The organism is Paenibacillus sp. NFR01, assembly GCF_900111565.1.
GTDB lineage: Bacteria > Bacillota > Bacilli > Paenibacillales > Paenibacillaceae > Paenibacillus_AQ.
Window position 1 is genome coordinate 699803 of record NZ_FOIK01000002.1, and the last position, 24013, is coordinate 723815.

The following is a 24013-nucleotide window of genomic DNA, read 5'->3' on the forward strand; positions in this document are numbered from 1 at the left end:
ATGTTGAAACAACTGTTTCCCACTCGCCATGTGGTCGGTTATGTAGCCTCTCTTGTCCTTTCTGCCGCTGCGCTGATCGTGTATTACGGGGATCTGTCCCACGCTGCCAATATGACGATACTTGCAATTACAGCCATTATCCAGGCCTCCTTGCAGCTGTTCGTCTTCATGCACATCGGGGAATCGGCAGACACCAAGAAGGAGCTCTACATCAATATCGCCTACGCGCTGTTCGTCGGTTTGTTCACGATTTTCGGCACCCTCTACATCTTCGTATGGGGCTGGTATTCGTAATCTCGTTCATGCATCAATCAAAAAAGCAGGGCAGCTTCCTTTAAAGGAACCGCTGCCCTGCTTTTTTTATACGATGGACATTGCCATTTCGGGGAATCCCGCCCTTGCCTTCTACAGCTTAAACCGGCCGATATCCTTCTGCAAGTTCTCCGCCAGCGTCGCCAGGTGCTGTGCCGACATCGACATTTCACTCATCGCGGACAGCTGCTCTTCGCTTGCAGCGCTCGTATCCTGCACTTCGCCGGCTCCCTTGCGGACAATTTCATCGGTCTGGTTGACCGATGTGGCCACATCCTGTGATTCCAGCGAAATTTCCGCAATTGCCTTTCGGATTTCCTCTGTTTGCTGGGAAGTCTCACGGATTGATTGCTGGATATCCCCAAACGTTTCGGAGATAAACCCGCTGTGCGCCACCCCTTGCGCAACCTGCTGCGAACCGATCTCCATCGTTTCAACCGCTTGTTCGGTCTGCGTCTGAATATGGCGGATAATCTCGGTAATTTGCAGCGAGCTGCGGCCGGTCGCCTCAGCCAGCTTGCGGATTTCGTCGGCGACGACCGCGAAGCCCCTTCCATGCTCGCCGGCCCGCGCCGCTTCGATGGAGGCGTTCAGCGACAGCAGGTTCGTTTGGGAAGAAATTTCATTGATCGTCGTAATGATCGTATCGATTTCCGCCGACAAATGCCCAAGGCGCTGTACGGTTTCTCTGCCGGCTGCAACGCTCTCATCGATTTGACCCATTTGCGCGATGATCTGTTCAACCACTTCCGCCCCGCGGTCCGTCAAAGCGGAAGCCTTGGACATCAATACCGCCATTTCTTCGCCGCTGCGGTTAACCGATACAATATTGTCCGCCATTACATCAACGGAATGTTTGGTTCGGGCAATCCCTTCGACCTGGGTTTCAAAACCGACGGCAATTTCCGATGAATTTTCGGCAATCATTTGAGAAGCGCGGGCGGTCTGTTCTGCGCTGGCGCTCATCTCCTCCGAAGAAGCGGAGAGCATCTCCGCGCTCTCCGAAACGCCGAGCATCATCCGTTTCAGACTGCCGAGCATGGCATTAAAAGAGGCCGTAATGACGCCCAGTTCATCCTTCGCCGTGTAAGTTACCGCTACGGTCAAATCCCCTTCTTCGGCGCGCTTCATCATCGCCTGCAGCTCTTTCAGCGGTACCGTGATCAGACGGGCAATCAGGACGCTGATGCCCACCGTAACTATTGCAGCAGCAAGCATAACGATGATATTAACCAGTTTGGCGCTATCGGCATCCTGTTTGGCTTCCTGGTTTTGCCGTTTGGCCATGTCCGTAAGAAGCTGGACGGTATCATCCAGAACGGCCGTTATTTTTTTCCGGGATTGGCTAAACTCCTGGCCGGAAAAAGCACGGTAGCCTTCATCATTTTCGTTTTTGGCAGCCAGCTCCATAATAGCTTCACGCTGAGTACGGTAGCTTGTCAGCTGCGAGTTGTATTCGTCGATATTCACGGTAATGGATGAATCATCGAACGGAATCGCTTTGAGCTGTTCCATAAGTACGTTATTATCGGCGATCGCTTTCTGAATCCCGGCATCCAGCTCCCTGGTTTTTTCGGAATCCATCGTAAGGAGATTTTCCAGCAGATACGACTCAATCATCCGGTTATTTCCGCGAATTTGCGTGACCAGGTAGATCGGCTCCAGGTTTTCGTTATACGTCTCCTGGGAACGGTCCGACATTTTTCCCGTATAGCGAATTCCCGTTATGCCCAGTGCGGTAATCATAATCAGCGCCGCCGCGATAAGCAGAGCCAATTTGTATTTAACCTTTAAATTCTTCATGACGTTTATCCGCCCTCTCCCTTAATCACTTTTCCTTAGTTGCTTATTATAATATATATATCGGTTGGATAAGGCGGATTTGTGAAGATAAAGATATTAAAATTTGTCGATTAATAGCGAATGAATAGTACCTGGGACCCACTTGCGTGATAAATGATCTCAAAGGCATCCGGGTAAAAAAAAGCTCCGCCGCAGCGGAGACATTTCATCCAAATTTCAGTTCAGTCTTGCAGCAGCCCGTATTTCTTGCGGAAGCGCACCAGCACCTTAATCCATCCTCCCGCAAGGATCGCCAGGAAAAACGCATTTGACAACGCATGGGCCAGGTCAAAGTAAAAGCTGGAGGCAAACACCGTGAGAGTCAATCCGCCGCCAAAGGCATCCGGCAGACTGATCAGCGTCCAGACATCCATAATCCACCCGAATAGAAAACCCCAGAAGATGCCGAACGCCAGGAGGCCGGCTCTGGATTTCATCCAGCGCGTATTCCGCAGCAGCCCGGCGCTCAGGCCCATCATCCCCCAGGCAAACATCTGCCACGGCGTCCAGGGCCCCTGGCCGAAATACATATTCGAGACCAGCGCAGCCATTGCCCCGACGATGAATCCCGCTTCCGCACCAAACACATAAGCCGAGAGGATGACAATCGAAGAGACCGGCTTCACGCTGGGCAGCGCGGCGAATGGAATCCGGCTGACTGCAGCCAGCGCGGACAACACCGCCAGCAGCACCACTTCCCTCGCTTCCAGCCTGCGCCGTTCCAGCCGTACGAACAGCGGCAGCATGGCTGCTCCCAGCAGCAGGAGGCTGAGCAGCAGGTAATGGCGGTCCTCCAGTGCCGACGTCAGCGCCAGACCGGTTAGAAACAGGACGCCGGCGATCAGCAGCGGATATCGGTATTTGGCCATTGTCGTCTCACATCCTCCACAGTCAGCGCGTCCGGCAGCAGTTCCCGCATCATCCGGTTTACGGCTGTCGTGTAAAAATAGTTGGCGCCGAAAAAGGGTGCCGGTGCCCCCTCCGCCGTTATGCCCCCATCAAAGAGCATTGCGCAGCGGGTCGCATGCCGGGCGGCAAACTCAACATCATGAGTTACCATCAGAATGCCAATGCCCTCCGCCCGCAAATGCTTCAGCACTGCGGCCAGCGCATCCTTCGCGGCAGGGTCCAGCCCTTTGGTCGGTTCATCCAGCAGCAGCACGCCGGGTTTCTGCAGCAGCACGATTCCCAGCGCCAGAAGCTGCTGCTGACCGCCGCTAATGTCCAACGGATGGCTGCCAAGCACTTCGCCCAGCCGGAATAGCGAAGACAGCCGGGCAATCTCCCAGCCGCTCTCCGATTCGGACATGCCTGCGTAAGCTGCCATCTGCTGCAGCTCCTCGATGACAGTATCGTGGCTGAAATAGAGCAGCGGATTCTGGGCCAGATATCCGGACTTCACGCCCTTTGCCAGCGTCACCTTACCCCGCTGCGGCTTGACCAATCCGCCGAGTGCGTACAGCAGGCTCGATTTGCCGGCGCCATTGCCGCCCATCACGGCAAGCAGTTCGCCCTGCCGCAGCGTAACATTAAGCTTGCGCAGCACCTCGGGAGCATCCTTCTCGTAGCGGAACGACAGCTCTCGCGCGCTGAGCAGCGGCGGGGCATCCGCTTCGGGTAAAGCCAATGTTGCTCCTGCGGAAGGACGATTGCCTACGCCGCTAGTACTGCTGCCCACACCCCCGGCTTCATGGTACGCCCGGCCCAGCCAGCTCTTGCCCTCGCGCAGCGTCAGCGGAATTTCCGCCGGCGGCGCAGCAAGCGGTTCCGGCGCAAGCGCCAGAAATAAAGCCGGAGCGGCCGGCAAATACCCCGCAGTCAGCTCTTGCCCGCTATGCCCGGCATACTGCACAAATTCACGCGGCGTGCCGTCAAGCCGCAGCACGCCATTCTCCAGCAGCAGCACCCGGTCTGCCAGCGGCAGCACTTCTTCCAGGCGATGCTCGCTGATGATCACCGTCATCGCCATTTCTTCATTCAGCCGGCGCAGCGTATCCATAAATTCGCGCGCCGCCACCGGATCAAGCTGCGCGGTCGGCTCGTCGAGCAGCAGCACCTCCGGTTGAAGCAGCAGCACCGACGCAAGGTTCACCAGCTGCTTCTGCCCGCCGGACAGTGTGTGCAGCGGCTGGTATAGGAGCGGCTCCAGCCCAAACAATCCCGCGATCTCCGCCAGCCGGCTGCGCATGGTCTGCTGAGATAGCCCGAGATTCTCCATGGCAAAGCAAAGCTCATGCCAGACGGTATCCATGACGATTTGCGCTTCCGGGTTCTGGAACACCATGCCAATCTCGGCGGCGCTCCGCTCAGCCGGCAAATCGCCCAGCGGCAGCCCCTTGTACATCAACACGCCGCTGCGGTCGCCGACCGGCGTAATCTCGCGCTTAAGCTGGCGCAGCAGCGTCGTTTTCCCGCCGCCCGAAGGGCCGCAGAGGACGACGAAATCGCCTTCATTTATTTTGAAGGAGAGCCCGTGGAGCGACTCACGTTCTGCCTCCGGATACCGGAAGGATAATTGTTCCGCCGTGATGATCTCCATATCCATCTCTCCCTTCCCTCCAGCGCAAGCGGCAATAATAAGAATAAGCAATAGCAGACATACATCAGTGTTTCGCCCCGGCCCCAGACGGCGGGCTTCATGCGCGGGTAAAGCTCATAGGCACCGAAACCCGACATCTGGCAGATCGCGACCGTGATTCCGCATCCCGCTAGCAGAAGCAGCGCTACCCGGTCCAGCCGGTCGAGCTTATAGATGCCGTAGACGCTCCGCTTGCGGACGCCATAGCCGCGGGCTTTCATGGAATCGGCCGTATCGAGGGCTTCCTCCAGCGACAGGGAGAGCAGCACTTTAAGTAGCGTCATCCCGTCCCTCAAGCGTTTGCGCAAGCTTCCATGCCGGACATCGATGCCGCGGGTCCGCTGGATCAGCGTAATCCGCCGCAGCCGCCGCTGAAACAACGGCACAAAGCGCAGCGCCATCAGCAAAAGCAGTGTCGCCTGCGGAGCGATCCCGCCGAACAAATACAGAAATTTATCGGGTGTTACGGTAGCGTTATAAGAGATAAACAGCACCATGACCAACCACAGCACCATCATCATCAGCAGCCCGTACAGCACGGCTTCCAGCGTAATCGGCTGATCGAAAGAATAAAACAGGAGGTGCGAACCCCTGTGGGAGAACAGCGGATTCAGCACTGCGACTGAAACTCCGGTCAAGCCCAGAAACGGCAGGCTCCTTAAAAGATTCGGCCCCAATCCCTGCGCCAGCACCAGCGCCGTCAGCCCGAGCAGCGCAGTCAGCAGAAAAACTGGATGCAGAAGAAGCGCTGCAAACAGCAGCATACCGGCGAAATACAGCATCGCCACGGCCGGATGGGCGGCGCGGAAGCCGCCCGTCATGGAGCTGAGCTCCCGATATCGGCGCCGAAGTTCAGCGTATATACCCATTCCACGGTATCGCCGGGAGACAGCGTGAAGCTGCCGGCGCTTTTGCCCGGAAAGCTCCCGTTCACTTTATAGTTCCAGCCGCTTTCAGGGCCGCGGTCGAACTCGTACAGGTTGTCGATCCCTTCGACATACGCAAAGCCCTTGCTGCCCTGGTATTCCATCTGGATTTTTTGCTTGCGGGTGACCCGCTTCAGCAGCTCCAGCACCGTTTCGCCCTCCTTGGCTTCGACGGCCGTCGGCGCAAGAATCTGCCCCCGCTCCTCGTCTCCCTGAATGGAGACGGTCACGGTCCGCTGCGCCTGCGGAGCCGGCGCAGCCGCGGTTGCCGGCGGCGAGGCAGGAGCCGCCGGAGAAGCCGTGGCTGCCGGCGCTTGCCCGCCGGCAGCGGCTGAGGCGGCGGGCCGTGCCGCCTCAGTGGCCGGGGCCGCATGCGTTGCCGCGGACCCGGTTGCCCCGCCCGCCGCAGAGGTCGGCGGCGGGGTCGCCATGGCGCCGAGCTCTGCGGCGGCGCCGGCACTTGCTTCCGCGGCGGCAACGCCCGCGGAAGGGGTGGCTGCGGCGTCCGCAGGGGACGCCGCCACGGCCGGCGGGTGGCTCGCCGCGCCCGCCGCATCCGCGCCGCCGGACTGCGGCGCGGCCGTTACGGCGGCGCTCGGCCCGCCGCCGTCCGCGGCCTGCCCGCCGGAGGCGCAGGACGCCAGCAGCAGCGCAGCCAGCAGCAGCGCCAGCGGCAGCGCGCCGGGCCGCATCCATGCGCCTGTCTTGCGCCGGTATTCCTGCGTCAACCAGCGGGGCGTTTTATTCTTCATGACGCTGTACACACCTCCATGAAACGGGAAAAGAACGAGAGCTGCGGCCGTGGCCTTCCGCTCCCGTTCCATCCTTATGCGTTAAATTTTTTGATTATGGCAGGCGGACGGCTACAACCGCAGCCATCTCGCGCGTGACGACTTGTTTTGGAGCAAAGGCGCCATTCGACCCGCTCATGATGCCGAGATCGGCAACCGTGCGGACCGCAGCCAGCGCATATGCGCTGATTTGTTTATCGTCGCTGAAGCTCAGCGTGTGTCCAGCCGCAGTATTCAGCTTGAGCGCTCTGGCAATCATGACCGCCATATCCTCGCGGGTAATCACGCCGTTCGGATTAAAGGTCGTGGCCGTTACGCCGGAAATGATGCCCAGTGCTTTCGCTTGAGCCACCGTTTCATAATACCATGCTCCGGCTTTCACGTCGCTGAATCCAGGAGCCGCTGCAACTGCAGCCGATTCCTGACCGGTCACCCGGAGGAGCAGCGCCGCAAACTGGGCGCGGGTAATGTTTTGCTTCGGGGCAAAGAGCAGTGTTTTGCCGCTGACGCCTTCCATCAGCTTTTGTTCGTAAGCTGCTTGCACGGAATCCGCAGCCCAAGCCGAAATTTGCTTCGCATCGGCAAATGCCGCTGCCGCCGTGCCGGAAGCCGCAATCGTCAGCGGCTGCGTATAACGGACCACCTTCGGCGCATTATCCTTGGAATAACCGGACACCGTCAGCGTATATTGGCCGGTCGGCAAGCCGGAAGCAAAGTTCGCAGCGCCGTAGACATCGGTCGTTACCGTTTTGCCGCCCGCCGTTACCTGAACGCCGGCAGCCGGGGAGGTCACCGGATCGGAGGTAAAGGTAGCGTTGTTCCAGATCCATTGTTTTTGCGTTACGGTAACCGTAAACGCCTTACCGGATACCGGTTTGGCCGCGGACAGCTTAACGGCATCCACCACTTGAGTGGCATCCCCGCCGTAATATACGAGCACGCGGTCGCCCTTCTCCAGCGTGAAATCGCTCATGGCCACGCTTGGATAAATCCACTGGCCGCCGCGGGAGACGATGTACATCCAGCCGTCCCAGCCGCCGAACTGGCCGCCGGCGATGCCGCCGATTTCCGTCACGTAGTTACCGGTTGCCTTAACCAGCTTCAGGTTTTTGGCCGCCGTCGTTTTTTCCAAAACTTCCAGCACGTTGCCGGCATAAGCTTCGCCCTGCAGCAGCGTTGCCGCCGGACCTTCTATGGTCACTTGAGCCAAGGTACGCAGCGCTGCCGCCGGTTTACTGAAATCATACAGCTTGCCGCCCGCGCCGAAGAGAAGATAAGCATCCAACGCCTGCAGTCCCTGCTCGGTGGCAATCGCGTCATACGCGCCGCCGACAGTGTGGGCAAAACCTCCGCCGGTTGCAGCAAAGCTGAGCAGCTTGCTCACGAGATTCACTTTATTTTTGGTGAAATCCGCGCCTGCCGCATCTACGCCGTAAGCGGACAAGCCGATAATCGCCTGTGCCACGCTTTCACTGCTGGCGCCGTAGCCGCCGTTCGCATCCTGGGCCGCAGCCAGCCAGGCTACCGCCCGGTCCCCTGCCGCCTTCACGCCGGTTTCCGCTTTATGGCCGGCCAGCGCATTCAGTACCATGGCGGTCATATCCGGGTCGCTCGTGCTGCCGGTCAGCGCAAAACCGCCGTCTTTGTTTTGTTTGGCCAGAATCTCCGCTACCAGTTTCGCCTTGGTCCATTTGGCGTTGTCCGGTATGGAGTAGCTGCCGGAATCAAGCGCCAGCAGCGTGTAGACATATTGATTCAGCGTTTGTCCGCTGAGCTTGTCGTTGCTGTACAGTTTTTCGATCAGATTATACCCGGCGAATTTCTCCGGATCGCCGCCGAGCGCTTTAACGGCCAGCGTAATCCGGGCATAATCCGTCGCCCGGCTGTACGTGCCTTTGGCCGCTTTCACGTCAGCTTCCAGCTTGGCCAGATAGCCGCCTTGCACCTGATAACCGGCGGCGGTTACGCCAATCGCCTGCCAGTCGGAAGCCGCGCCGTTCTTCAAAATCAATTCGGCAGTACCGTATACTGCGCTCGCGACGCTTTCATGCAGGCTGGAAGCGGCCGTTGCCTGAGTCGCAGCCGTGCCGGCGGTTTCCGCACTGGCTTGCCCCGCTGGTCCAAGCGATGCTCCGAAGGTTGTGATGACGAGCAATAAGGCCAGGCCAAGCAGATAAGACTTGGCAGAGTAAAGCTTTTTCATGTCTCAACCTCTCTCTTTCTTGAAATTTGAGCGCGCCGGTTCGCCTCCATCTTCCCCAGTGCGCAAAAAGAGCCGCCCTGAGGGCGGCCCGGTAGAATACGATAGGTTTTTTAATCATTTCCGTGCCCAACATGCTTCCGCACAGGAAAAACGCCATCTGTATCTGTTCCGCTTCTTATCCCTCGAAGAATAGAACATTTCCGAAAAAGGCAGGTCTCCTGGCTTGCGCATCTTCGCTCCTCTTCTCCTTCCCGCCCTTCGGGCAGTGGTTGTATGAAGAGTCGCTCCGCGTTTACAGTGGCGGGACCGCGCCGGAATTGCACCGGCCTTCCCTATTAAGCCGGCTCTGCTATGCAGAACCGACACCCTTTTCGTGCAGTTTATTCAATTTTGATCTACATTATCATAACGGGAATTGCCCCGCCTGTCCACTGAAAATCCTTGGCTGCATGAGGCCGCCTGCCCTTACCGGGAGGCTTTCAGCGCAATGACCGCGTTATGCCCGCCAAAGCCGAAGGAGTTCGACAACCCGATCTGCAACGCCGCTTCCCGCGCTTTACCCGGCACGGCATCCAGATCGCAATCTCCATCCGGCTGCTCCTGGTTAATCGTCGGCGGAATCAGGTTCTGCTCCAGCGTCTTCACCAGCGCAACGGCTTCAACCGCGCTGGCCGCACCCAGCAGATGGCCCGTCATGGATTTGTTCGCCGTGACCGGAATCCGGTAAGCCTGTTCGCCAAACAGCTTCTTGATCGCCAGCGTCTCGGAACGGTCGCCGATTTCGGTGCTGGTCGCATGTGCGCTGATCACATCGACCTCCTCCGGCCGGATGCCGGCTTCAGCCAGCGCCTGCTTCATCGCCTGATAGGCGCCGAGCCCTTCCGGATGCGTTGCTACCATATGGTACGCGTCGGAGCTTGCGCCATAGCCGATAACCTCCGCGTAAATCCGCGCATCCCTACGCTGCGCGTGCGCCAGCGATTCCAGCACAACGATGCCGGCGCCCTCCGCCATCACGAAGCCGTCCCGTCCGCCGTCGAACGGACGGCTGGCCCGCTCCGGTTCGTCATTCCGGGTGGATAGCGCCGTCGCATTACCGAAGCTCGACAGCGCGATTTCAGTCACCGCCGCTTCGCTCCCCCCGGCAAGCACGACATCCGCCAGCCCCAGCCGGATCAGCCGGGACGCCTCCCCGATGGCCGTATTGCCGATGGAGCAGGCAGTTACGGGTGACAAAGTCGGGCCAAGCGCCCCGTATTTAATGCTGATCATTGCCGCCGCCATATTCGAGATCATCATCGGCACAAGCGTTGGGCTGACCCGCTCCGGCCCGCGCTCCCGGACCACGGCCGTCTGCTCGAATAAGGTTTGGATTCCTCCGACGCCCGAACCGACATAGACGCCCAGCCGTTCCTTGTCGACCGCAGCCGAAGTCAGTCCGGCATCCTCCCAGGCCTGCTCGGCTGCGGCTAGGGCAAACTGGCAGAACCGGTCCATCCGCCGGGCCTCCTTCCGCCCGAAACGCCCGTCGGCGTCAAAATCCCGGACCAGCCCCGCGATTTTCGATTTATAACGTGAAACGTCAAAGGTATCGATCCGCGAAATGCCTGAGCGTCCCTCCACTAGTCCATTCCAAAACGATTCCACTGTATTTCCAAGCGGCGTAATGACGCCGAGGCCTGTGATCACGACTTTATCCACTGCTGATTCCTCCCTAAGTATTACTGGTATAGCCTCATGATGTCACTCCGGTTATCCTATTACAAGTTATCGTTTATACTGGTATAATCAATACCACGATAACACGATAAACACGGTATGGGAGGAACCTGAAGATGGACCGGCAAGCACGCCTTGCGGCATTGTCCGTTTTTTTGAAAGCCAAACGCGCCAAACTTCTGCCCGAAGCGGTCGGACTGATTCCCGGCACCCGCAGACGGACCGCGGGATTGCGGCGGGAAGAAGTCGCCCAGCTCGCCGGCGTCAGCACCACCTGGTATACATGGCTGGAGCAGGGCCGGGATATCCGCATGTCCGCCTCGGTGCTCGAGTGCATCGCGGCAGCGCTGCGGTTGACGCCCGACGAACGGAAATATCTGTTTGCCTTAGCCCTGGAGACGGCCACGGGCGTCGCTCCCCTGGAGGAGACTCAACCGGAGATTGCTCCTTCGCTGCGCAAGATTATGGATGAACTGCGCTATTGCCCTACCATTATTACCGACCGGCGGTATGAAATTCTCGGCTGGAACGAAGCTGCGGCCCATGTCTTCCTCGATTTTGAACAAATTCCGTACGGACAACGGAACCTGCTCCGCCTGCTTTTTGCCCGTAAAGAGCTGCGGCGCCTGGCGGTAAACTGGGAGCATTTCGTCAGAGGATATTTGGCCATCTTCCGCGCCTACTACGGCCAATACCTGGAGGATGACTGGTACGACCGGTTTCTGGAGCAGATGAAGGCGGCGTATCCGGAGTTCGGCCCGCTCTGGCAGCAAAGCGAGGTGCAGTCCGCGCCGGAGGTGCTGATCGAATTCCGCCACGCCAAAGCCGGAAAAATGCTATTTAACCTGACCTCCCTCCAGGTGCAGGGCAGCGCCGATCTTCGCTGCAGCATCTATACGCCGGATCCCGATTCCGCGACCGAGCAAAAGCTGCAGAAGCTGATGGAGCGTGAATAAACCGCAAGATTTTTTTCTTACGGACGGCGGTTTTGATCTTGCCTTGACCTTTGAGGCGGCTGAACCAGTTATAATGAAGCCATAGCTGATTCCTTTTATCGGCATTACGAATCTGACCGCGTGAGGAGGCGCTCCCAATCATGACTTCCCGGACTTCCGTCAATCTGACAATCCTGCAGACCAGCGATGTTCACGGCCATCTGTATCCGACGGACTACCGCGACTCCGGCGACAAACCGCTTGGCCTTGCCAAGCTGTCCACCCTTATCCGCAGGGAGCGGAGCCTTGATCCTTCGCTGCTGCTGATTGACAACGGCGACCTGCTGCAAGGAACGCCGCTGATGTACCACTATGCCAAATTCGACCGCAGCGGCGTGCATCCGGCAGCGCGGGCGTTAAATGCGCTGCGTTATGATGCAGCCATACTCGGCAACCATGAATTTAATTATGGAACCGAGCTGCTCCGCCAGACCATTGCCGATTCCGGCTGCCCGTGGCTGTCCGCAAATATTATTGACGGGGTCAGCGGCAACCCGGCTTACGGGCAGCCCTATCGCATTTTCACGCATGCCGAGGGCATTCGGATCGCCGTTCTGGGCCTCACCACGCATTACATTCCGAACTGGGAAGATCCCGCAAATATTGAAGGCCTGGAATTTCAGGATGCCCTGGAGGCTTGCCGGCACTGGACATCCTACATCCAGGAAAAGGAAGACCCCGATGCCATCGTCGTCTGCTACCACGGCGGATTCGAACGCGATCCGCTGACCGGAGCGCCGACGGAGCCGCTCACCGGCGAAAATCAGGGCTATGCCCTATGCCGGCAGATCGAGGGCATCGACGTCCTCCTGACCGGACATCAGCACCGGCTGCTGACCGGCGAAATCAACGGTGTCTTAATTGCTCAGCCCGGCAGCGCAGGGCAAGCCTTGAGCAAGATCGAGCTGGAATTCGTCCCCGGGCAAGATAACCGCTGGTCACTTCAACGCAAAAGCGCCGCTCTTCTGTTTGCGGAAGAAGCGGAAAGCGCCGACCACGAACTGCTGGCATTGTTCGCGGAGGATGAGCGGGCCACTCAGGCGTGGCTCGACCAGCCGATCGGGCGCACGGAAGGGGATATGACGATTCCCGACCCGTTCACGGCCCGGCAGGCGGACCATGCGTTTACCGAATTCGTCAACCGCGTTCAAATGGCGGTAACCGGCGCGGACATCTCCTGTGCCGCGATCTTCACCAATGCGGCCCGAGGGTACGGGGAACGGATTACGATGCGGGATGTGGTATCCAATTACATCTACCCCAATACGCTCAAGGTACTGCGCCTGAGCGGCCAGGATATTCGCGACGCCCTGGAGCAGAATGCTCTTTACTTTGAATGGAATGAGTCCCTGGGCAGCCTGCAGGTCTCGCCTTCGTACCTGGTGCCCAAACCCCAGCATTTCAATTACGACATGTGGGAGGGCATCGAATACGTGCTCGATATCGCCAAACCTCCGGGCCAAAGAGTGGTCCAACTTGAACGGGGAGGCATCCCGCTCGATCCCGGCGCCAGCTTCGACGTCGTCATGAACAGCTACCGTGCCGGGGGCGGCGGCAATTTCGGCATGCTGAAGGATAAGCCGGTGGTCCGGGAAGTTCCGACGGACATGACCGAAATTTTGGCCGAATGGATTTTGAAGCAGGACGTTCTTACCGCTGCCTGCAACCATAACTGGCGCGTCGTTTATGGAGCTCAGGGTCAATAGCAAAGATTCTATGCCTGCCACAACCTAATCTCTCCCAAAAAACAAGCCGGACAGCAATGCTCCTTTTATTGAAGGAACGCTGTCCGGCTTTATAGGTTTATAATGGCTTGCTTTTCAAAGTTGTGAATGATAACGGAACGATTGTGGAAAAGCGGCAGCGGTCGCCTTTCTGTCCGGATTTTCACCGCTAAGGGAACAAAAAAATCTGGACACAAGAGCGATGGGAGCAACGTTTCGTCTGGCAGCGTTCACCCAAGCGCCGATGCTGATCCTACCCTCTGACGAGCTTGGCGCGCAGCTTATTGGACATCCATTCGATCAGGAGAATCAGAATGACCAATCCGATCAGAATGGCCCCAACCTGATTCCATTTATAGCTGTTCATTGCGAAGATCAGCGGAGCGCCGATCCCCCCCGCACCGACCAGCCCGAGGATTGAAGCCTCCCGCATGTTCATGTCGAACCGGTAAATCGTCACCGAGAGAAAAATCGACAGCAGCTGCGGCATGATGCCGTAGCGCACTTTTTCAAAGGTCGAGCAGCCGATCGAGGTCATGGATTCCAGCACTTTGGTATCCAGCTCCTCAATGGCATCGACGTACAGCTTCGCCAGCATTCCGATCGACGTAATTCCCACCGTCATCACGCCGGCAAACGGCCCCGGACCGGACACCCGGATGAACATTAAGCCGTAGACCAGCGCCGGAATGGTGCGGATGACAATCAGCAGCAGGCGCGTCAGCCAGGCTACCGGCTTCGGCACGATATTGGATGCGGCCAGAAAAGCCAGCGGCACGGATAGCACCGCCCCCACGATGGTTCCCAGGAAGGCGATAGCCAAGGTCTCGACCAGCAAATAAAGCACGCTTTGCTTCGAAACGCTGAGCAGCAGATCCAGGTCCGGGTGCGTAATTCCTTTAATAATATTCGATGCGATTTTAAGTCCGCTTTGGTTGACATCCTTTAAATCGACGGCCGCCAGCGACCAGCCGAACAGGAGAAGCACAATCATTGTAATCGTCAGTGCGTAACGCAGATTTCGCGGCGAAGACTGGAGCTGCTTCTCCACGGAAGTGGTGGTCATCGTCCATCTTCTCCCTTAAATTAATTTTTTGCGGAAATGCTCGCTAACCGTCTCAATCAAATAAACCGTAACGACCAGGGCAAGCACGATCATGCCTACATTGGGATAATCCCGCCAGCCCAAATCCTCTTTGATCAAAAGACCGACGCCTCCCGCTCCCACATAACCCAGAATCGCCGCATAGCGGACGTTGCCCTCAAAGCAAAAAAGCGCGTTGGATAAATAGCTGGGCAGCACCTGCGGAAGCATCGCGTAACGGAACGCCTGGATGCGGGTCATCCCGATCGATTCCATCGCTTCAAAAGCGCCCATGTCGACATTTTCAATCTGCTCATACAGCAGCTTGCCGACGTAGGAGAGCGTGAACAGCAATATGGCAACCACGCCGGCCATCGGTCCAAGCCCGAACACAAAGGTGGCAATCAGAGCCGTGACCAGCGTAGGCAGTGTTCGAAGCAAGCTGAGAAAAATTTTAAAAATGCCGACCACGATCCGGCTTTTCACAATGTTTGAAGAGGCAAACACCGCTACCGGCAGAGCCAAAACTGCCCCGATCATCGAACCGATGAGCGACATTTGCAAGGTGTCCACCAGCGCTTTCCATAAATGCGGCCAGTAGCCCCAGTCCGGAGGAATCATGTCCCCGATAATCACGAAAAACTGTCCGATCCGGGTAAACAGAATTTTCAGGCTGAAATCCGTGAACCGGACCGACAATACCACCGCCACAATCATCAGCAGCAGAATCAGCGGCGTACGCGAGCGCTTTTCCAGAACCAGCTTGCCGTTTGGCAGGATCACTTTTTTGGGCGGAAAAATCTTATCATACATGGACCGCATCCGCCTCCGATCTCACCGCCATTTCCTCTACCCTGCCGCCATAGATTTCGTTCAGCAGTTCCTTGGTCACGCCCGAGGCTTCTCCGTCAAACACGACCTCACCTTTACGGATGCCGATAATCCGGTCCGCATATTCCAGTGCCACTTCCACGTGATGAATGTTCATGATGACGGAAATGTTCATTTCCTGGTTAATCCGCTTAAAATCATCCATAACAAGCTTCGACGTCACCGGGTCCAGCGAAGCAATCGGCTCATCGGCCAAAATAATATCGGGGTTCTGGGCCAGCGTACGCGCCAGCGCGACGCGCTGCTGCTGCCCGCCGGACAGCTGATCCACGCGGATATAGGCCTTATCCAGAATGCCTACCTTATCTAGCGCTTCCAGCGCTTTTATTTTATGGTCTTTCGCATAGATTCCGGTCACCTTACGCCATAAGGGAAGATCGGGCACAAAAGACACCAGGACATTCTTAATGACCGTTGTCCGCGTCACCAAATTAAAGGACTGAAAGATCATTCCGATTCTCCGGCGGAACCGGCGGATCTGCTTCCCCCTAAGCTTGGATACATCGACGCCGTCCACATTCAGCTGGCCGCCGGTAATGTCATGCATGCGGTTGATGCAGCGGATAAGGGTCGATTTCCCCGCGCCGGAAAGGCCGATGACCGCAACAAATTCTCCCTGCTGGATGATCAAGTTAATGTTCTGAAGTGCGGTCGTTCCGTTGGGATATTTCTTTTCCACCTTATTGAATTCAATCATGGCATGAGCTCCAATCCTGTAATCTTGCTTAAAACGTGAAACAACCCCACAAAGTGGAGCCTTGGCATCCAAGCGATCTCAGGCACTTTGCGGGGACCCCGTAATTTAAGCCTATGATGTGAAAAAAATGAGAACATCGCGCTGCGGCGATGCCCTCATTTATTCAGTTCACATTCGCTGTTATTTCTTCATGTTTTTGATCAGTTCCTGTGCTTTGCGTTCGTTGTCGTAGTCGGAGGATTGCGCTTCTTTGTAGCCCTCGTGGCTGTAGATGGCGATTACGTTTTTGCCTTCTTCGGTTTGGGCGATGGCGATGAACGCTTTTTGCAGCGCTGCTTTGAATTCGTCCGTCATCAGCGGGGATTTCTTGCTGACGCTGACGGTATCGTTGTAGATGCCTTCCGTTACGCCGATCACGTTCGTTTCATCCCAGATCGATGCGCTGCGGCCGAAGTCAGCCGTCCATTTGTCCACGTAGTCTCTTCTGGCATCGGCATAAGCGACGATCACGTCGGCTTGGCCGGCGGCCAGGCGGGCAAAGGAGCTGCCGTAGGAATCGGAGGTTACGACATGAGACAGGTCGGTCAGGCTCTTGCTGTAGTTGGTTTGCAGCCACAGGGTCGGGTAAATGTAGCCTGCGGAAGAAGAAGTCGACATGATCGCCCAGTTGGCGCTGTTCAGGTCATCCCAGGTCAGCTTTTCGCCGGCATTGACTTTGGCTGCCAGCTCTTTGCCTTTTTCGGTAGGACCGGCAATCAGCAGGGAGCGGTAATACGTAGCTTGTTGATCGGTTGGTTCTGTGGGTTTGTTATCGTTCCAGTCCTTCGGATTGTCGGAGTCGTTCGACAAGCCAGCGCGTGTAGCCGTCAGGAGAACTTCTGCACCATCGTCATACAGCGTGTACGTTCCGCCTGGAATAAAACCGATATCCGTTGTGCCGGCAGTCAGCGCTTCGCCCACTGCTTCATATGTTGTTCCGACGTCAATGCTGACATCGTCTACTTTATATCCTTCGGTTGCCAATTGGTTCTTGAGCAGATCCTTGAGCGGGCCTGTGGCCGTAATGATTTGATCCGGATCTTTGGAGGGAACGAAGCTGACCTTGAGCTCTTTAATCTCCGTAGCCGCCGGCGAAGCGCTCGGGCTTTCGGTTGCGGCGGCTGCCGGAGCGGAAGCCGTGCTCTCTGCGGCGGCATTGTTGCCGGCCGCATTGTTATTATTCGATCCGCAGCCTGCAAGAAGGCTGACGCCGAGAGCCAACACGGCGGTTAACATCATTCTGTTCTTCACTTACGGATACCCCCATCATGAGTTAATGTTTTAGTTCCATGAAAAATGAGAATTTTTCAGTAAACCCGTAACTAATGATACAAGCGGTTTGTTAGTTAAAAATTAAGCTTATGTAAAGCGAGATGCTGGATTTTTTTACATAATAAATCAGTTTCACCGCTGTGTCCAGAGGTTTACTTACATAAAATGTAATGTTAATAGAAGAATTTTACTCAAAAAGTAAGTTTGTGTAATGTTTAATAACATATAATTGCCGTCATTTCCGAGAATATTCGCTTCGCATTTCGCCTCGCCTATCTTCGGAAAAGCCGCCGGTTTAGCCCATTTGGAACAACTTTCCTGATATAACCACATAAAAAAACTCCACCCTGGATAGGTGGAGTTTGCATGAATAATTGTTAATAGGATGAACAAAAAAAATGAAGGATTTCGTAAAATCCATAGTCAGGTAAATCCTGGCTTCTCATGGCTTTACAAACTTATACGGTCCACCTTGGCCGGAGTGAACCACTCCTCAATTCGCAGCCAGCATTCCTTGCCCATCAGGCAGCCGTGTTATTGACCGCTGCCGGCAGTTGCCGAGGCCTCCGGCTCGTTGGACTCCGGCGTTGCCGTCGGCTTGTCCGGCTCGTCTCCAGCCGTTGGCGCTGTGCCTTCAATCGTGGGATCCGCGGTTGCGGCAGGCGCCGCCTCCAGGCGCAGCCTGTAGTCGCCGGCGGTGATCATGTCGCCGGCGGCCAGCTTGGCGCCGGATTCGAGCTGCAGCGTCACCTCGAAGCGAGGCGCGTCCGCCGCCGCAGCCGGTACGACGGCGCTGTTGTTGCCGCCGCCTGCGTTCGCGGCGGCAGGATCTCCTCCGCTGCCGGTATCCCCGGCTGCGGAGTTGCCCGTGCCGCTGCCGTCTGCGGCTGCGGCATCGCCTGTGCCGCCGGCGGTATCCGCGGCGGCATTGTCCCCCGCGCCCCCGCTATCCGGGGCGGGGGTAACGGATGGCGACGAAGCCGTGCAGCGGCTGATCGTCGCCTTCACGGCATACGCGGACGCTTGCCCGTCCGCGCCCACGACGTCCACCTCCTTCGGCGTGAAGGAGGTGCATTCGGCGGCATCGGCAAAGGTGAATACCAGCCGATTGCCGCTGTCCGCGCCGCCGTCCAGCCGGACGGTGACCGGCGGCGGACCGCTCTCCGCCGGGCTGGCGGCCGGCGAAGGGCTTGCCGTCGGCGCGGCGTTATCCGCGCCGCCGCCGAGTTGTCCCGCGATCACGATTACGAGTATCACGGCCAGGCCAAGCACAATGCCCGAGAGCAGCAGCGGCAGCTTGCTGCGGCCCAGCCAGCGCGCCATCGGCGAAGCCAGCTTGGCGCGGGCGTCGGCATACGCGCTCTGCAGCGCAGGACCGGCTTTGTCTACATAGGTTTTGCGGAACTCGCGGTTTTTGAAGGCCTCGCGGTCATGGGTCATGAAATATTTCAAGATCGCCCGGCGGTAATAGGGCTGAAGCTTTTTGCCAGCGGTGAACAGGCGGCTGCGCTGCGACCAGGCCAGGAAGCGGTACACCGTTTCCTTATCCTTGCCCGCCTTGCGCAGCACATGCTCCAGCAAAGCGTCGTAATCCAGCGGACCGCCCTCGCGATCCTCGCTGATATAGAACGCCAGCGGCAGCCGTTCGAACGGCTCGGCGCTTCCCGCTTCCTTCAGCCAGCGCCGGCCGAGCAGCTGGACATCGTCCAATTCCTTCAAGGACAGCCCGGCAAAAATCGTCTCGTCCGGATTCTCTTCCCCGAACCAACGGTAGGCGGCACGCAGCGCGTTCAGCTTTTGCTTGGTAGGCGGATCCAGCGGCGGCTCCCAGACGGCGGAGGACCGGAATTGCAGAAACCGGATATCCAGCAGCTGCTCCTGGGAGAGCTCGTCCAGCACGACTTGGTTCAGCAGGAAACGGTCCGCTGCATCGGCGAGCTCCTGCATCAGCGTCAGCGCCTGGGCCGAAACGCCGCCGCGGCGGTGCTCCTTCTCGGCGCCGGCGAGCGATTCATGAATCGCCGCAACCGCAAAGACCGGATCTTGGCCGCCGTGCAGCTTCTCGAGCAGCACCTCGCGGAACAGGTCGAGGACCTGCGGCTGCTCCAGCGCTTCCGGCAGCAGCTTACCCCAGCGGGCGGCGATCCGCAGCAGCTCCGACGGCCCTCCTGCCGCCTTGAGGCGCGTTTCCGCATACGGCTCGAACAGCATTTTGCGGAACGTCGGTTGGGCCAGCACTCTGCGGAAGAACTCCCCGCCCAGCGCCTCATCGCCTTCAATGATCCGGTAGGCGCCTTCGAGCAGATCCTCCCGGCTGCTCCGCGCGCTGTTCAGTAGCCCGTTAATGTAATAATCGACGATACGGGTGCGATAGTTATGGCCGCTAAGAGCGTAATACTCCCGGAAACGTTCCAGGATCTCCAGCTCGGGAACCTCGCCCGAGCGCAGCGCATCGTATTCGCGGTCAAACATCATCAGGAACAGATCGTTCAGCCGTTCCCTGCTGCGGATCGCGCCTTCCGGCGACAGATAGGTCAGCAGGCCGGCCAGCACCGCGTTTTTGTTCTCGGCATACAGCCCTTCGTTGTCCTGCTCGATCTCATAGAATACCGCCAGTTCATTGTACAGGGCCAGCGACAGCTTCCGCGCTTCGGCTTCGTCACGGGTCAGCGCGTCGGCAAAGCCGGCGAAGTCCTCCAGCGCTTCGCCCTGTCCGAGCAGCCGCCAGGCCAGATCGGCATAAGGCTGACGGGAATCGCTGATCTCCGCTCCGCTGAACCGTCCAGCGGCAAAATCGAACAGGAAATCCTTCTCCAGGCTACGGTCGCCGGGACGGATTGCGCCTTTTTCCACAAAGGTCAGATGAATGTATTTGCGGTTTTGCGGTTCTTTGGCATAAGTCAACACGCCGAGCCGGCGGCGGAACTCGTAAGGCAGCGCACCGAACAGCACTTCGGTAAGGCGGGCCGCCTGTCCGGAGAGTTGGTCGATCGGAACATCCAGCGCTACGTATACCTTTTTCTTGCCGGCCACGGACAGCATAACGGACTGCAGCAGCGCTTTGAACATTTCTTCCGAAATGCCCAGTGCCGCCAGCACGGCGCCTGCATCGCTACCAGCCTCCTGTCGCTCCGGCACCTCGGCCAGCTCCGGCAGCGTTCCACCCAGTTCACCCTCATAACGGTCCGCAAAGCCGGCATGCAGATAACGACCGTACTCGCGGAGAATCTCCCCTGAACGTGCCGGGGGCACCACGAAGTTATGGGCAAAGAAGGCGCTCCGCTGGCCGGTGAAATCCGCCGCCAAATAGCGGCTTTGCCCGATGACCGTCTCGCCCGTCTCCGCATGGAACAGATGGAGTGCCAGCGGATACAGCGTCTCGTCTTTCTCGCCGCGCGCCGTCAGCTCCGCCGGAGCATCGTAAAGGCAGAACGGATGGATGATTTTTTTGACGAAATTGCTGTCCAGCCGTTCCGATTTCGCTACCGTGTCAAATCCTTCCGTTCCCCGGTAAACGCCGCGCCGCTCGCGGGTATACATCTGCTGGAGAATCATGGCTCCGGGGTTCTCCCTCACTGCCCTTCACTCCCCTCGATGTAATGCAGCTTGTGCAGCAGCCAGATGAACGGTTCATCGACCCGGATGGGGCTGACGACGCCGTCAATCCGCTGGTTGACCGGATTGCTGCCCAGGGCGGACACGGCGAAATAACCGGTATTGCCGAAATAAACGTCCATCGTATCCTTGAACGGACGGTCGACCTTGCCGATAAAGCGGCGGATCTCCCCGTCAATGTTGCGGATCTCGTTCAGATTGACCGTTTTACGGTGCACATAGTTGTGGAACACGTTGCTGTTCGCTTTGATGTACTCGCCTTCCTCATCCTTCAGCGAGTGCAACATGTCGCTTTTGGTCAGGACGACGGCGGTCGGAATATCGGTTTTGCTCTTTTCCTGATAGGCGATGAAGTCGCCGAACAGCGTCAGCACCACATCCCGCGGCTCATCGTATTGCGAGACCCATTCCCCGGGATTGTCGCCGGCCTTGATGCGGATTTTTTCGCGGATGGAACGGATTTGCAGCGGATCGACCATAAACAGGATGCCGGCCGAATTTTTGATATGCTGCCCGTGGAGACCGAGATAATCCTGATCGACCATGCCTTCGCCGGCGACGTCGAAGAAGACCAGCGTCAGCGGCGGTTTGCTCTCATCCTTGAACTTAAATTGAAAAATAAACGGTTCCTGCATTTTTTCCTTCTGCGTGGAGGCGAGCAGGTCGCCGCGTTCGAATAACGGTTCTTCGTACAGCGTGCGGAATTTGCGGCTGATCTCGGCGCTGAGCGGCATGCAGGCGGCATCGAAATGCCCGGCGGTGGAATGCTGCAGCGTATGGATCAGAGACGTCATATACACCGATTTGCCGACCTGCGACGCGCCGATGATGGAGATGATGTTGCTCGGCACTTTGCCCGCGGTCAGCGGCAGTTCGTTGTGGCAATTCGGGCACAGCCGGCGGCGGGTCAGTTCCCCATAACGGTCGGTCAGCCCGGTCAGCACATGGTCGGAGTAATGATGATATTCCTCGGGAATATCGGCAGGCTTCAGCACCGCTTCCATGTCATCGACGGTATCCAGGCCAAAGCGTTCGCGGTATTTATTCAGCGCATAGTCTTCGCCAAGCGCATAATTCTCGTCATCCTCGCGGCTGTGGGTGGCACGGAACACCACCTCGTCCGGCTGGAAGCGGCTGAAGCAGAATGGACAGACAATATCGTAAAACAGCGGCTTCGGCTGCTGCTGGTTTTTCTTGAGCAATCGGCTGAAAAAAGACATCTCCTGGCCTCCCTGAAAAATAGAATGCAAGCGTCCCGGTTATTCCGGGATCAGTTCATAATACCGGCCGTAGGTACGGCCATCGGTGAAAAAAATCCGGATCTGATCGTCACGGCCGATTTCGATCGGCGGCAGGACGCTGCGTCCGGCCGGAAAATCGTCGATAAACGGGAACCGGATGCCGTCGTCCTTGGACACCGGCGAACCGCCTGTTTTTTTGACATAGCAAAGCACGTCTTTGGGAACTGGCACTTCGGACGAAATCGTCATATTTACCGTTTTATGCTTGCCGAACAGGCTTTTCTTGTTCTGGATGGAATAATAAATCCGCGCTTTGCCTGCGCTGACCACGGTACGGTTGCCTCCGCCCGGCTGGCGCAGCAGTACCGTTTCGCCGCCCTCGCTCAAGCGGGCATATACGGTATACTCGACCAGCCCGATATCATCCAGCCGGTCGCGGTAACCGTTATTGGCTTTGTATTCCTCGCGGGTGTACAGCTTCAGCCCGGAGGGGGGTGCCCCCTCCTTCGTTTGGCCTGCCGGCCCTTTATGGATGCAAACCGCCTGAACCTGATCCGGCCAACGCCAGCGCAGCGTGCAGGCCCTGTCCTCCAGCGTGGCGGTAACCGCGGTGATTTCCGCTTCGGGAATAGCCTCCCCGGCATATTTCATGAGCGTAAGCCCCTTTCCTCACCGTTCGTTAAAATCCTTGGCTGCCTCGGCCCCGGCGTGGAGGCCGGAATCCGCTTGACTCCTGTCCATGTCCGGCGGCCTGCCGGCTTCCGCGGCGGGTCAGTCGTCCTTCTCCTACCGGCACGATCAGCGTAAAGAGCGCGATAATACCCGCCAAAACCAGCAGAGCGATCAAGCGGATGACGGCATCGCCGAAGGTATGGCCGCTTAATCCAAATTCCAGAATCAATCCGGCGCTCAGGCCGGATACGGCCCCGCCGAAGCCGAAGCTTTTGGCCAGATGGCGGTTGTCGAACACGATGCCCAGCCCGATGCCGAGCGCAATGCCGACCAGGAGCAGGGAAAGAATGCGGACAACGGCATAATACGGACTGTCTGCCGTATTGTCGTCGCGCAGTGTCAGCAGCGTGCGGTCGCCGAGCCGGTCATAGATCTGCGTGAATACGCCGCCGAGCCGGTCGGCGGTAGTCACATCGTAGAACTGTCCGCCGGTCGCGGTGGCGATATCCTGCAGCAGCTTCGCGCCGGCCGGATCGTTCATCGCCAGGCCGATCGTATTGACCGCAACGGCGCGGTTCTGATATTCCGCCAATTCCGTAGCCGTGTCGAACTCGCTGATGCCGTCGGACAAGAGGATGACCATCGACCCGCGGTTCGCCGCATCGTCGCCTTGAATCACCTTCATCGCTTCGTTCAGCGCGCCGCCGAGGTTTGTGCCGCCTTCGGTCGTCTGCAGGTTCGCAATTGCCTGGATCACCTGCTCGCGGTTTCCGCCCTTGGACAGCGGCGTCAGCGGCTGGGCGACCGTAACCGTACTATTGAACGTAATGACCGCCACCTGGCGGCCTTTGTCCATCCGCTGCACCAACGCCTCCGCGGCCCGGTAGCGGCTGTTGTCCGGATCGCTCTGCGACATGCTCCCGGAGTCGTCGATGACCATCACGATGTTCGCGACAGGCTTCGTGCCGCCGAAGTTCAGCTCATAGACGAACTCCATCAGTGCGCCGACGCCCAGCAACAGCGCTACCATCAGCGGCAGCAGCTTCCAGGAGAGCCCGAGATACCGCCGACGCCAGGACATGCCGTTCAGCCGCGGCGAGATCGCCTCCGCAACCAGGCAGCCCAGCCCGATGCCGAGTGCGGCAATGGCAAAATAAATGCCGACCACGAGAATCGAAGGCCAGTCCTCTAACGTCCGGTCCAGCAGCAGCTCGCCGGCCGTAAAGGCAATCGCGCCGCCCAGCAGGCTGAATACCAGCAGAAGCATATTGATCTTTCGCTGCATCCTAACCACCCTTTCCGTTTCTATAATGAGTATAAGTGCAAGGTTATGTAATTTTTATCAATGCTAAATCCGCTGCGCCAAATACAACGGATGGCCTTTTTGCGGGGCAAAAAGGCCGTTTCTGTTG

Annotated in this window: 18 protein-coding genes and 1 riboswitch; of the genes, 3 read left to right on the forward strand and 15 right to left on the reverse strand. The window is 57.9% G+C overall.

All coding sequences use genetic code 11. From position 1 onward, the window contains the following. Positions 1-294, forward strand: a complete 294-nt coding sequence (gene qoxD, locus BMW84_RS14355; RefSeq protein WP_091069550.1) for a cytochrome aa3 quinol oxidase subunit IV — start codon at positions 1-3, stop codon at positions 292-294. Positions 295-405: 111 nt separating this feature from the next. On the opposite strand, the gene BMW84_RS14360 is transcribed toward qoxD, so the two are convergent. The 7 genes from BMW84_RS14360 to fabF all read right to left on the reverse strand — a co-directional run bounded on the left by BMW84_RS14360 (position 406) and on the right by fabF (position 10353). After that, positions 406-2115, reverse strand: coding sequence for a methyl-accepting chemotaxis protein (locus BMW84_RS14360; protein WP_091069551.1), 1710 nt, complete (start codon positions 2113-2115; stop codon positions 406-408). Positions 2116-2336: 221 nt separating this feature from the next. Beyond that, positions 2337-3023, reverse strand: coding sequence for an ECF transporter S component (locus BMW84_RS14365; protein WP_091069553.1), 687 nt, complete (start codon positions 3021-3023; stop codon positions 2337-2339). Continuing rightward, positions 2996-4699, reverse strand: a complete 1704-nt coding sequence (locus BMW84_RS14370; RefSeq protein ID WP_091069555.1) for an ABC transporter ATP-binding protein — start codon at positions 4697-4699, stop codon at positions 2996-2998. The genes BMW84_RS14365 and BMW84_RS14370 overlap by 28 nt, the downstream gene beginning before the upstream one ends. Continuing rightward, positions 4609-5553, reverse strand: coding sequence for an energy-coupling factor transporter transmembrane component T (locus BMW84_RS14375; protein WP_175498818.1), 945 nt, complete (start codon positions 5551-5553; stop codon positions 4609-4611). Before BMW84_RS14375 ends, BMW84_RS14370 begins: the two co-directional genes overlap by 91 nt. Then, positions 5550-6410, reverse strand: coding sequence for a DUF4430 domain-containing protein (locus BMW84_RS14380; RefSeq protein ID WP_254772991.1), 861 nt, complete (start codon positions 6408-6410; stop codon positions 5550-5552). The genes BMW84_RS14375 and BMW84_RS14380 overlap by 4 nt, the downstream gene beginning before the upstream one ends. A 94-nt stretch (positions 6411-6504) precedes the next feature. After that, a complete protein-coding gene (locus BMW84_RS14385) occupies positions 6505-8652 on the reverse strand; it encodes an S-layer homology domain-containing protein (RefSeq protein ID WP_091069557.1) in 2148 nt (715 codons plus the stop codon). Between the two features lie 190 nt (positions 8653-8842). After that, a riboswitch (cobalamin riboswitch) is annotated at positions 8843-9037 on the reverse strand. Positions 9038-9117: 80 nt separating this feature from the next. Then, positions 9118-10353, reverse strand: a complete 1236-nt coding sequence (gene fabF, locus BMW84_RS14390) for a beta-ketoacyl-ACP synthase II (RefSeq protein ID WP_091069559.1) — start codon at positions 10351-10353, stop codon at positions 9118-9120. Positions 10354-10487: 134 nt separating this feature from the next. Between fabF and BMW84_RS14395 the strand changes: the two genes are divergently transcribed. Together BMW84_RS14395 and BMW84_RS14400 are read left to right on the forward strand one after the other, a co-directional pair. Further along, on the forward strand, positions 10488-11327 hold the full coding sequence (locus tag BMW84_RS14395) for a helix-turn-helix transcriptional regulator (RefSeq protein ID WP_091069560.1): 840 nt from the start codon (positions 10488-10490) through the stop codon (positions 11325-11327). Between the two features lie 140 nt (positions 11328-11467). After that, positions 11468-13072 (forward strand): bifunctional metallophosphatase/5'-nucleotidase, encoded by a 1605-nt coding sequence (locus tag BMW84_RS14400; protein WP_091069562.1) that lies wholly within the window; start codon positions 11468-11470, stop codon positions 13070-13072. 271 nt (positions 13073-13343) lie between these two features. Here BMW84_RS14400 and phnE (BMW84_RS14405) read toward each other — a convergent pair whose 3' ends face one another. From phnE (BMW84_RS14405) to BMW84_RS14440, 8 genes are all read right to left on the reverse strand, one after another. Further along, positions 13344-14156: a phosphonate ABC transporter, permease protein PhnE gene (gene phnE, locus BMW84_RS14405; protein ID WP_091069563.1), complete on the reverse strand. Its 813-nt coding sequence runs from the start codon at positions 14154-14156 to the stop codon at positions 13344-13346. A gap of 15 nt (positions 14157-14171) precedes the next feature. Beyond that, positions 14172-14987 carry a phosphonate ABC transporter, permease protein PhnE gene (gene phnE, locus BMW84_RS14410; RefSeq protein ID WP_091069565.1) on the reverse strand — a complete coding sequence of 272 codons (816 nt, stop codon included), beginning with the start codon at positions 14985-14987 and terminating at the stop codon, positions 14172-14174. Continuing rightward, positions 14980-15762 (reverse strand): phosphonate ABC transporter ATP-binding protein, encoded by a 783-nt coding sequence (phnC, locus tag BMW84_RS14415; protein ID WP_091069566.1) that lies wholly within the window; start codon positions 15760-15762, stop codon positions 14980-14982. The genes phnE (BMW84_RS14410) and phnC overlap by 8 nt, the downstream gene beginning before the upstream one ends. A 180-nt stretch (positions 15763-15942) precedes the next feature. Continuing rightward, positions 15943-17040, reverse strand: a complete 1098-nt coding sequence (locus BMW84_RS14420; protein ID WP_091069771.1) for a phosphate/phosphite/phosphonate ABC transporter substrate-binding protein — start codon at positions 17038-17040, stop codon at positions 15943-15945. Between the two features lie 567 nt (positions 17041-17607). After that, the gene (locus tag BMW84_RS14425) at positions 17608-20649 is read right to left on the reverse strand and encodes a GAP1-N2 domain-containing protein (protein ID WP_139209632.1); all 3042 of its coding nucleotides are present in this window, start codon (positions 20647-20649) and stop codon (positions 17608-17610) included. Next, positions 20646-21908: a TRAFAC clade GTPase domain-containing protein gene (locus BMW84_RS14430; protein ID WP_091069570.1), complete on the reverse strand. Its 1263-nt coding sequence runs from the start codon at positions 21906-21908 to the stop codon at positions 20646-20648. The genes BMW84_RS14425 and BMW84_RS14430 overlap by 4 nt, the downstream gene beginning before the upstream one ends. Positions 21909-21947: 39 nt before the next feature. Continuing rightward, positions 21948-22580 (reverse strand): beta-mannanase, encoded by a 633-nt coding sequence (locus BMW84_RS14435; RefSeq protein ID WP_091069571.1) that lies wholly within the window; start codon positions 22578-22580, stop codon positions 21948-21950. Between the two features lie 28 nt (positions 22581-22608). Beyond that, positions 22609-23886 carry a vWA domain-containing protein gene (locus BMW84_RS14440; RefSeq protein ID WP_091069573.1) on the reverse strand — a complete coding sequence of 426 codons (1278 nt, stop codon included), beginning with the start codon at positions 23884-23886 and terminating at the stop codon, positions 22609-22611. Positions 23887-24013 lie beyond the last annotated feature (127 nt).

What these genes read in the sequence shown, in the direction of transcription:
- qoxD (WP_091069550.1), top strand. Translation starts at nt 1, where the DNA reads ATGTTGAAACAACTGTTTCCCACTCGCCATGTGGTCGGTTATGTAGCC.
- BMW84_RS14360 (WP_091069551.1), bottom strand. Translation starts at nt 2,115, where the DNA reads ATGAAGAATTTAAAGGTTAAATACAAATTGGCTCTGCTTATCGCGGCG.
- BMW84_RS14365 (WP_091069553.1), bottom strand. Translation starts at nt 3,023, where the DNA reads ATGGCCAAATACCGATATCCGCTGCTGATCGCCGGCGTCCTGTTTCTA.
- BMW84_RS14370 (WP_091069555.1), bottom strand. Translation starts at nt 4,699, where the DNA reads ATGGATATGGAGATCATCACGGCGGAACAATTATCCTTCCGGTATCCG.
- BMW84_RS14375 (WP_175498818.1), bottom strand. Translation starts at nt 5,553, where the DNA reads ATGACGGGCGGCTTCCGCGCCGCCCATCCGGCCGTGGCGATGCTGTAT.
- BMW84_RS14380 (WP_254772991.1), bottom strand. Translation starts at nt 6,410, where the DNA reads ATGAAGAATAAAACGCCCCGCTGGTTGACGCAGGAATACCGGCGCAAG.
- BMW84_RS14385 (WP_091069557.1), bottom strand. Translation starts at nt 8,652, where the DNA reads ATGAAAAAGCTTTACTCTGCCAAGTCTTATCTGCTTGGCCTGGCCTTA.
- BMW84_RS14395 (WP_091069560.1), top strand. Translation starts at nt 10,488, where the DNA reads ATGGACCGGCAAGCACGCCTTGCGGCATTGTCCGTTTTTTTGAAAGCC.
- BMW84_RS14400 (WP_091069562.1), top strand. Translation starts at nt 11,468, where the DNA reads ATGACTTCCCGGACTTCCGTCAATCTGACAATCCTGCAGACCAGCGAT.
- phnE (WP_091069563.1), bottom strand. Translation starts at nt 14,156, where the DNA reads ATGACCACCACTTCCGTGGAGAAGCAGCTCCAGTCTTCGCCGCGAAAT.
- phnE (WP_091069565.1), bottom strand. Translation starts at nt 14,987, where the DNA reads ATGTATGATAAGATTTTTCCGCCCAAAAAAGTGATCCTGCCAAACGGC.
- phnC (WP_091069566.1), bottom strand. Translation starts at nt 15,762, where the DNA reads ATGATTGAATTCAATAAGGTGGAAAAGAAATATCCCAACGGAACGACC.
- BMW84_RS14420 (WP_091069771.1), bottom strand. Translation starts at nt 17,040, where the DNA reads ATGATGTTAACCGCCGTGTTGGCTCTCGGCGTCAGCCTTCTTGCAGGC.
- BMW84_RS14430 (WP_091069570.1), bottom strand. Translation starts at nt 21,908, where the DNA reads ATGTCTTTTTTCAGCCGATTGCTCAAGAAAAACCAGCAGCAGCCGAAG.
- BMW84_RS14435 (WP_091069571.1), bottom strand. Translation starts at nt 22,580, where the DNA reads ATGAAATATGCCGGGGAGGCTATTCCCGAAGCGGAAATCACCGCGGTT.
- BMW84_RS14440 (WP_091069573.1), bottom strand. Translation starts at nt 23,886, where the DNA reads ATGCAGCGAAAGATCAATATGCTTCTGCTGGTATTCAGCCTGCTGGGC.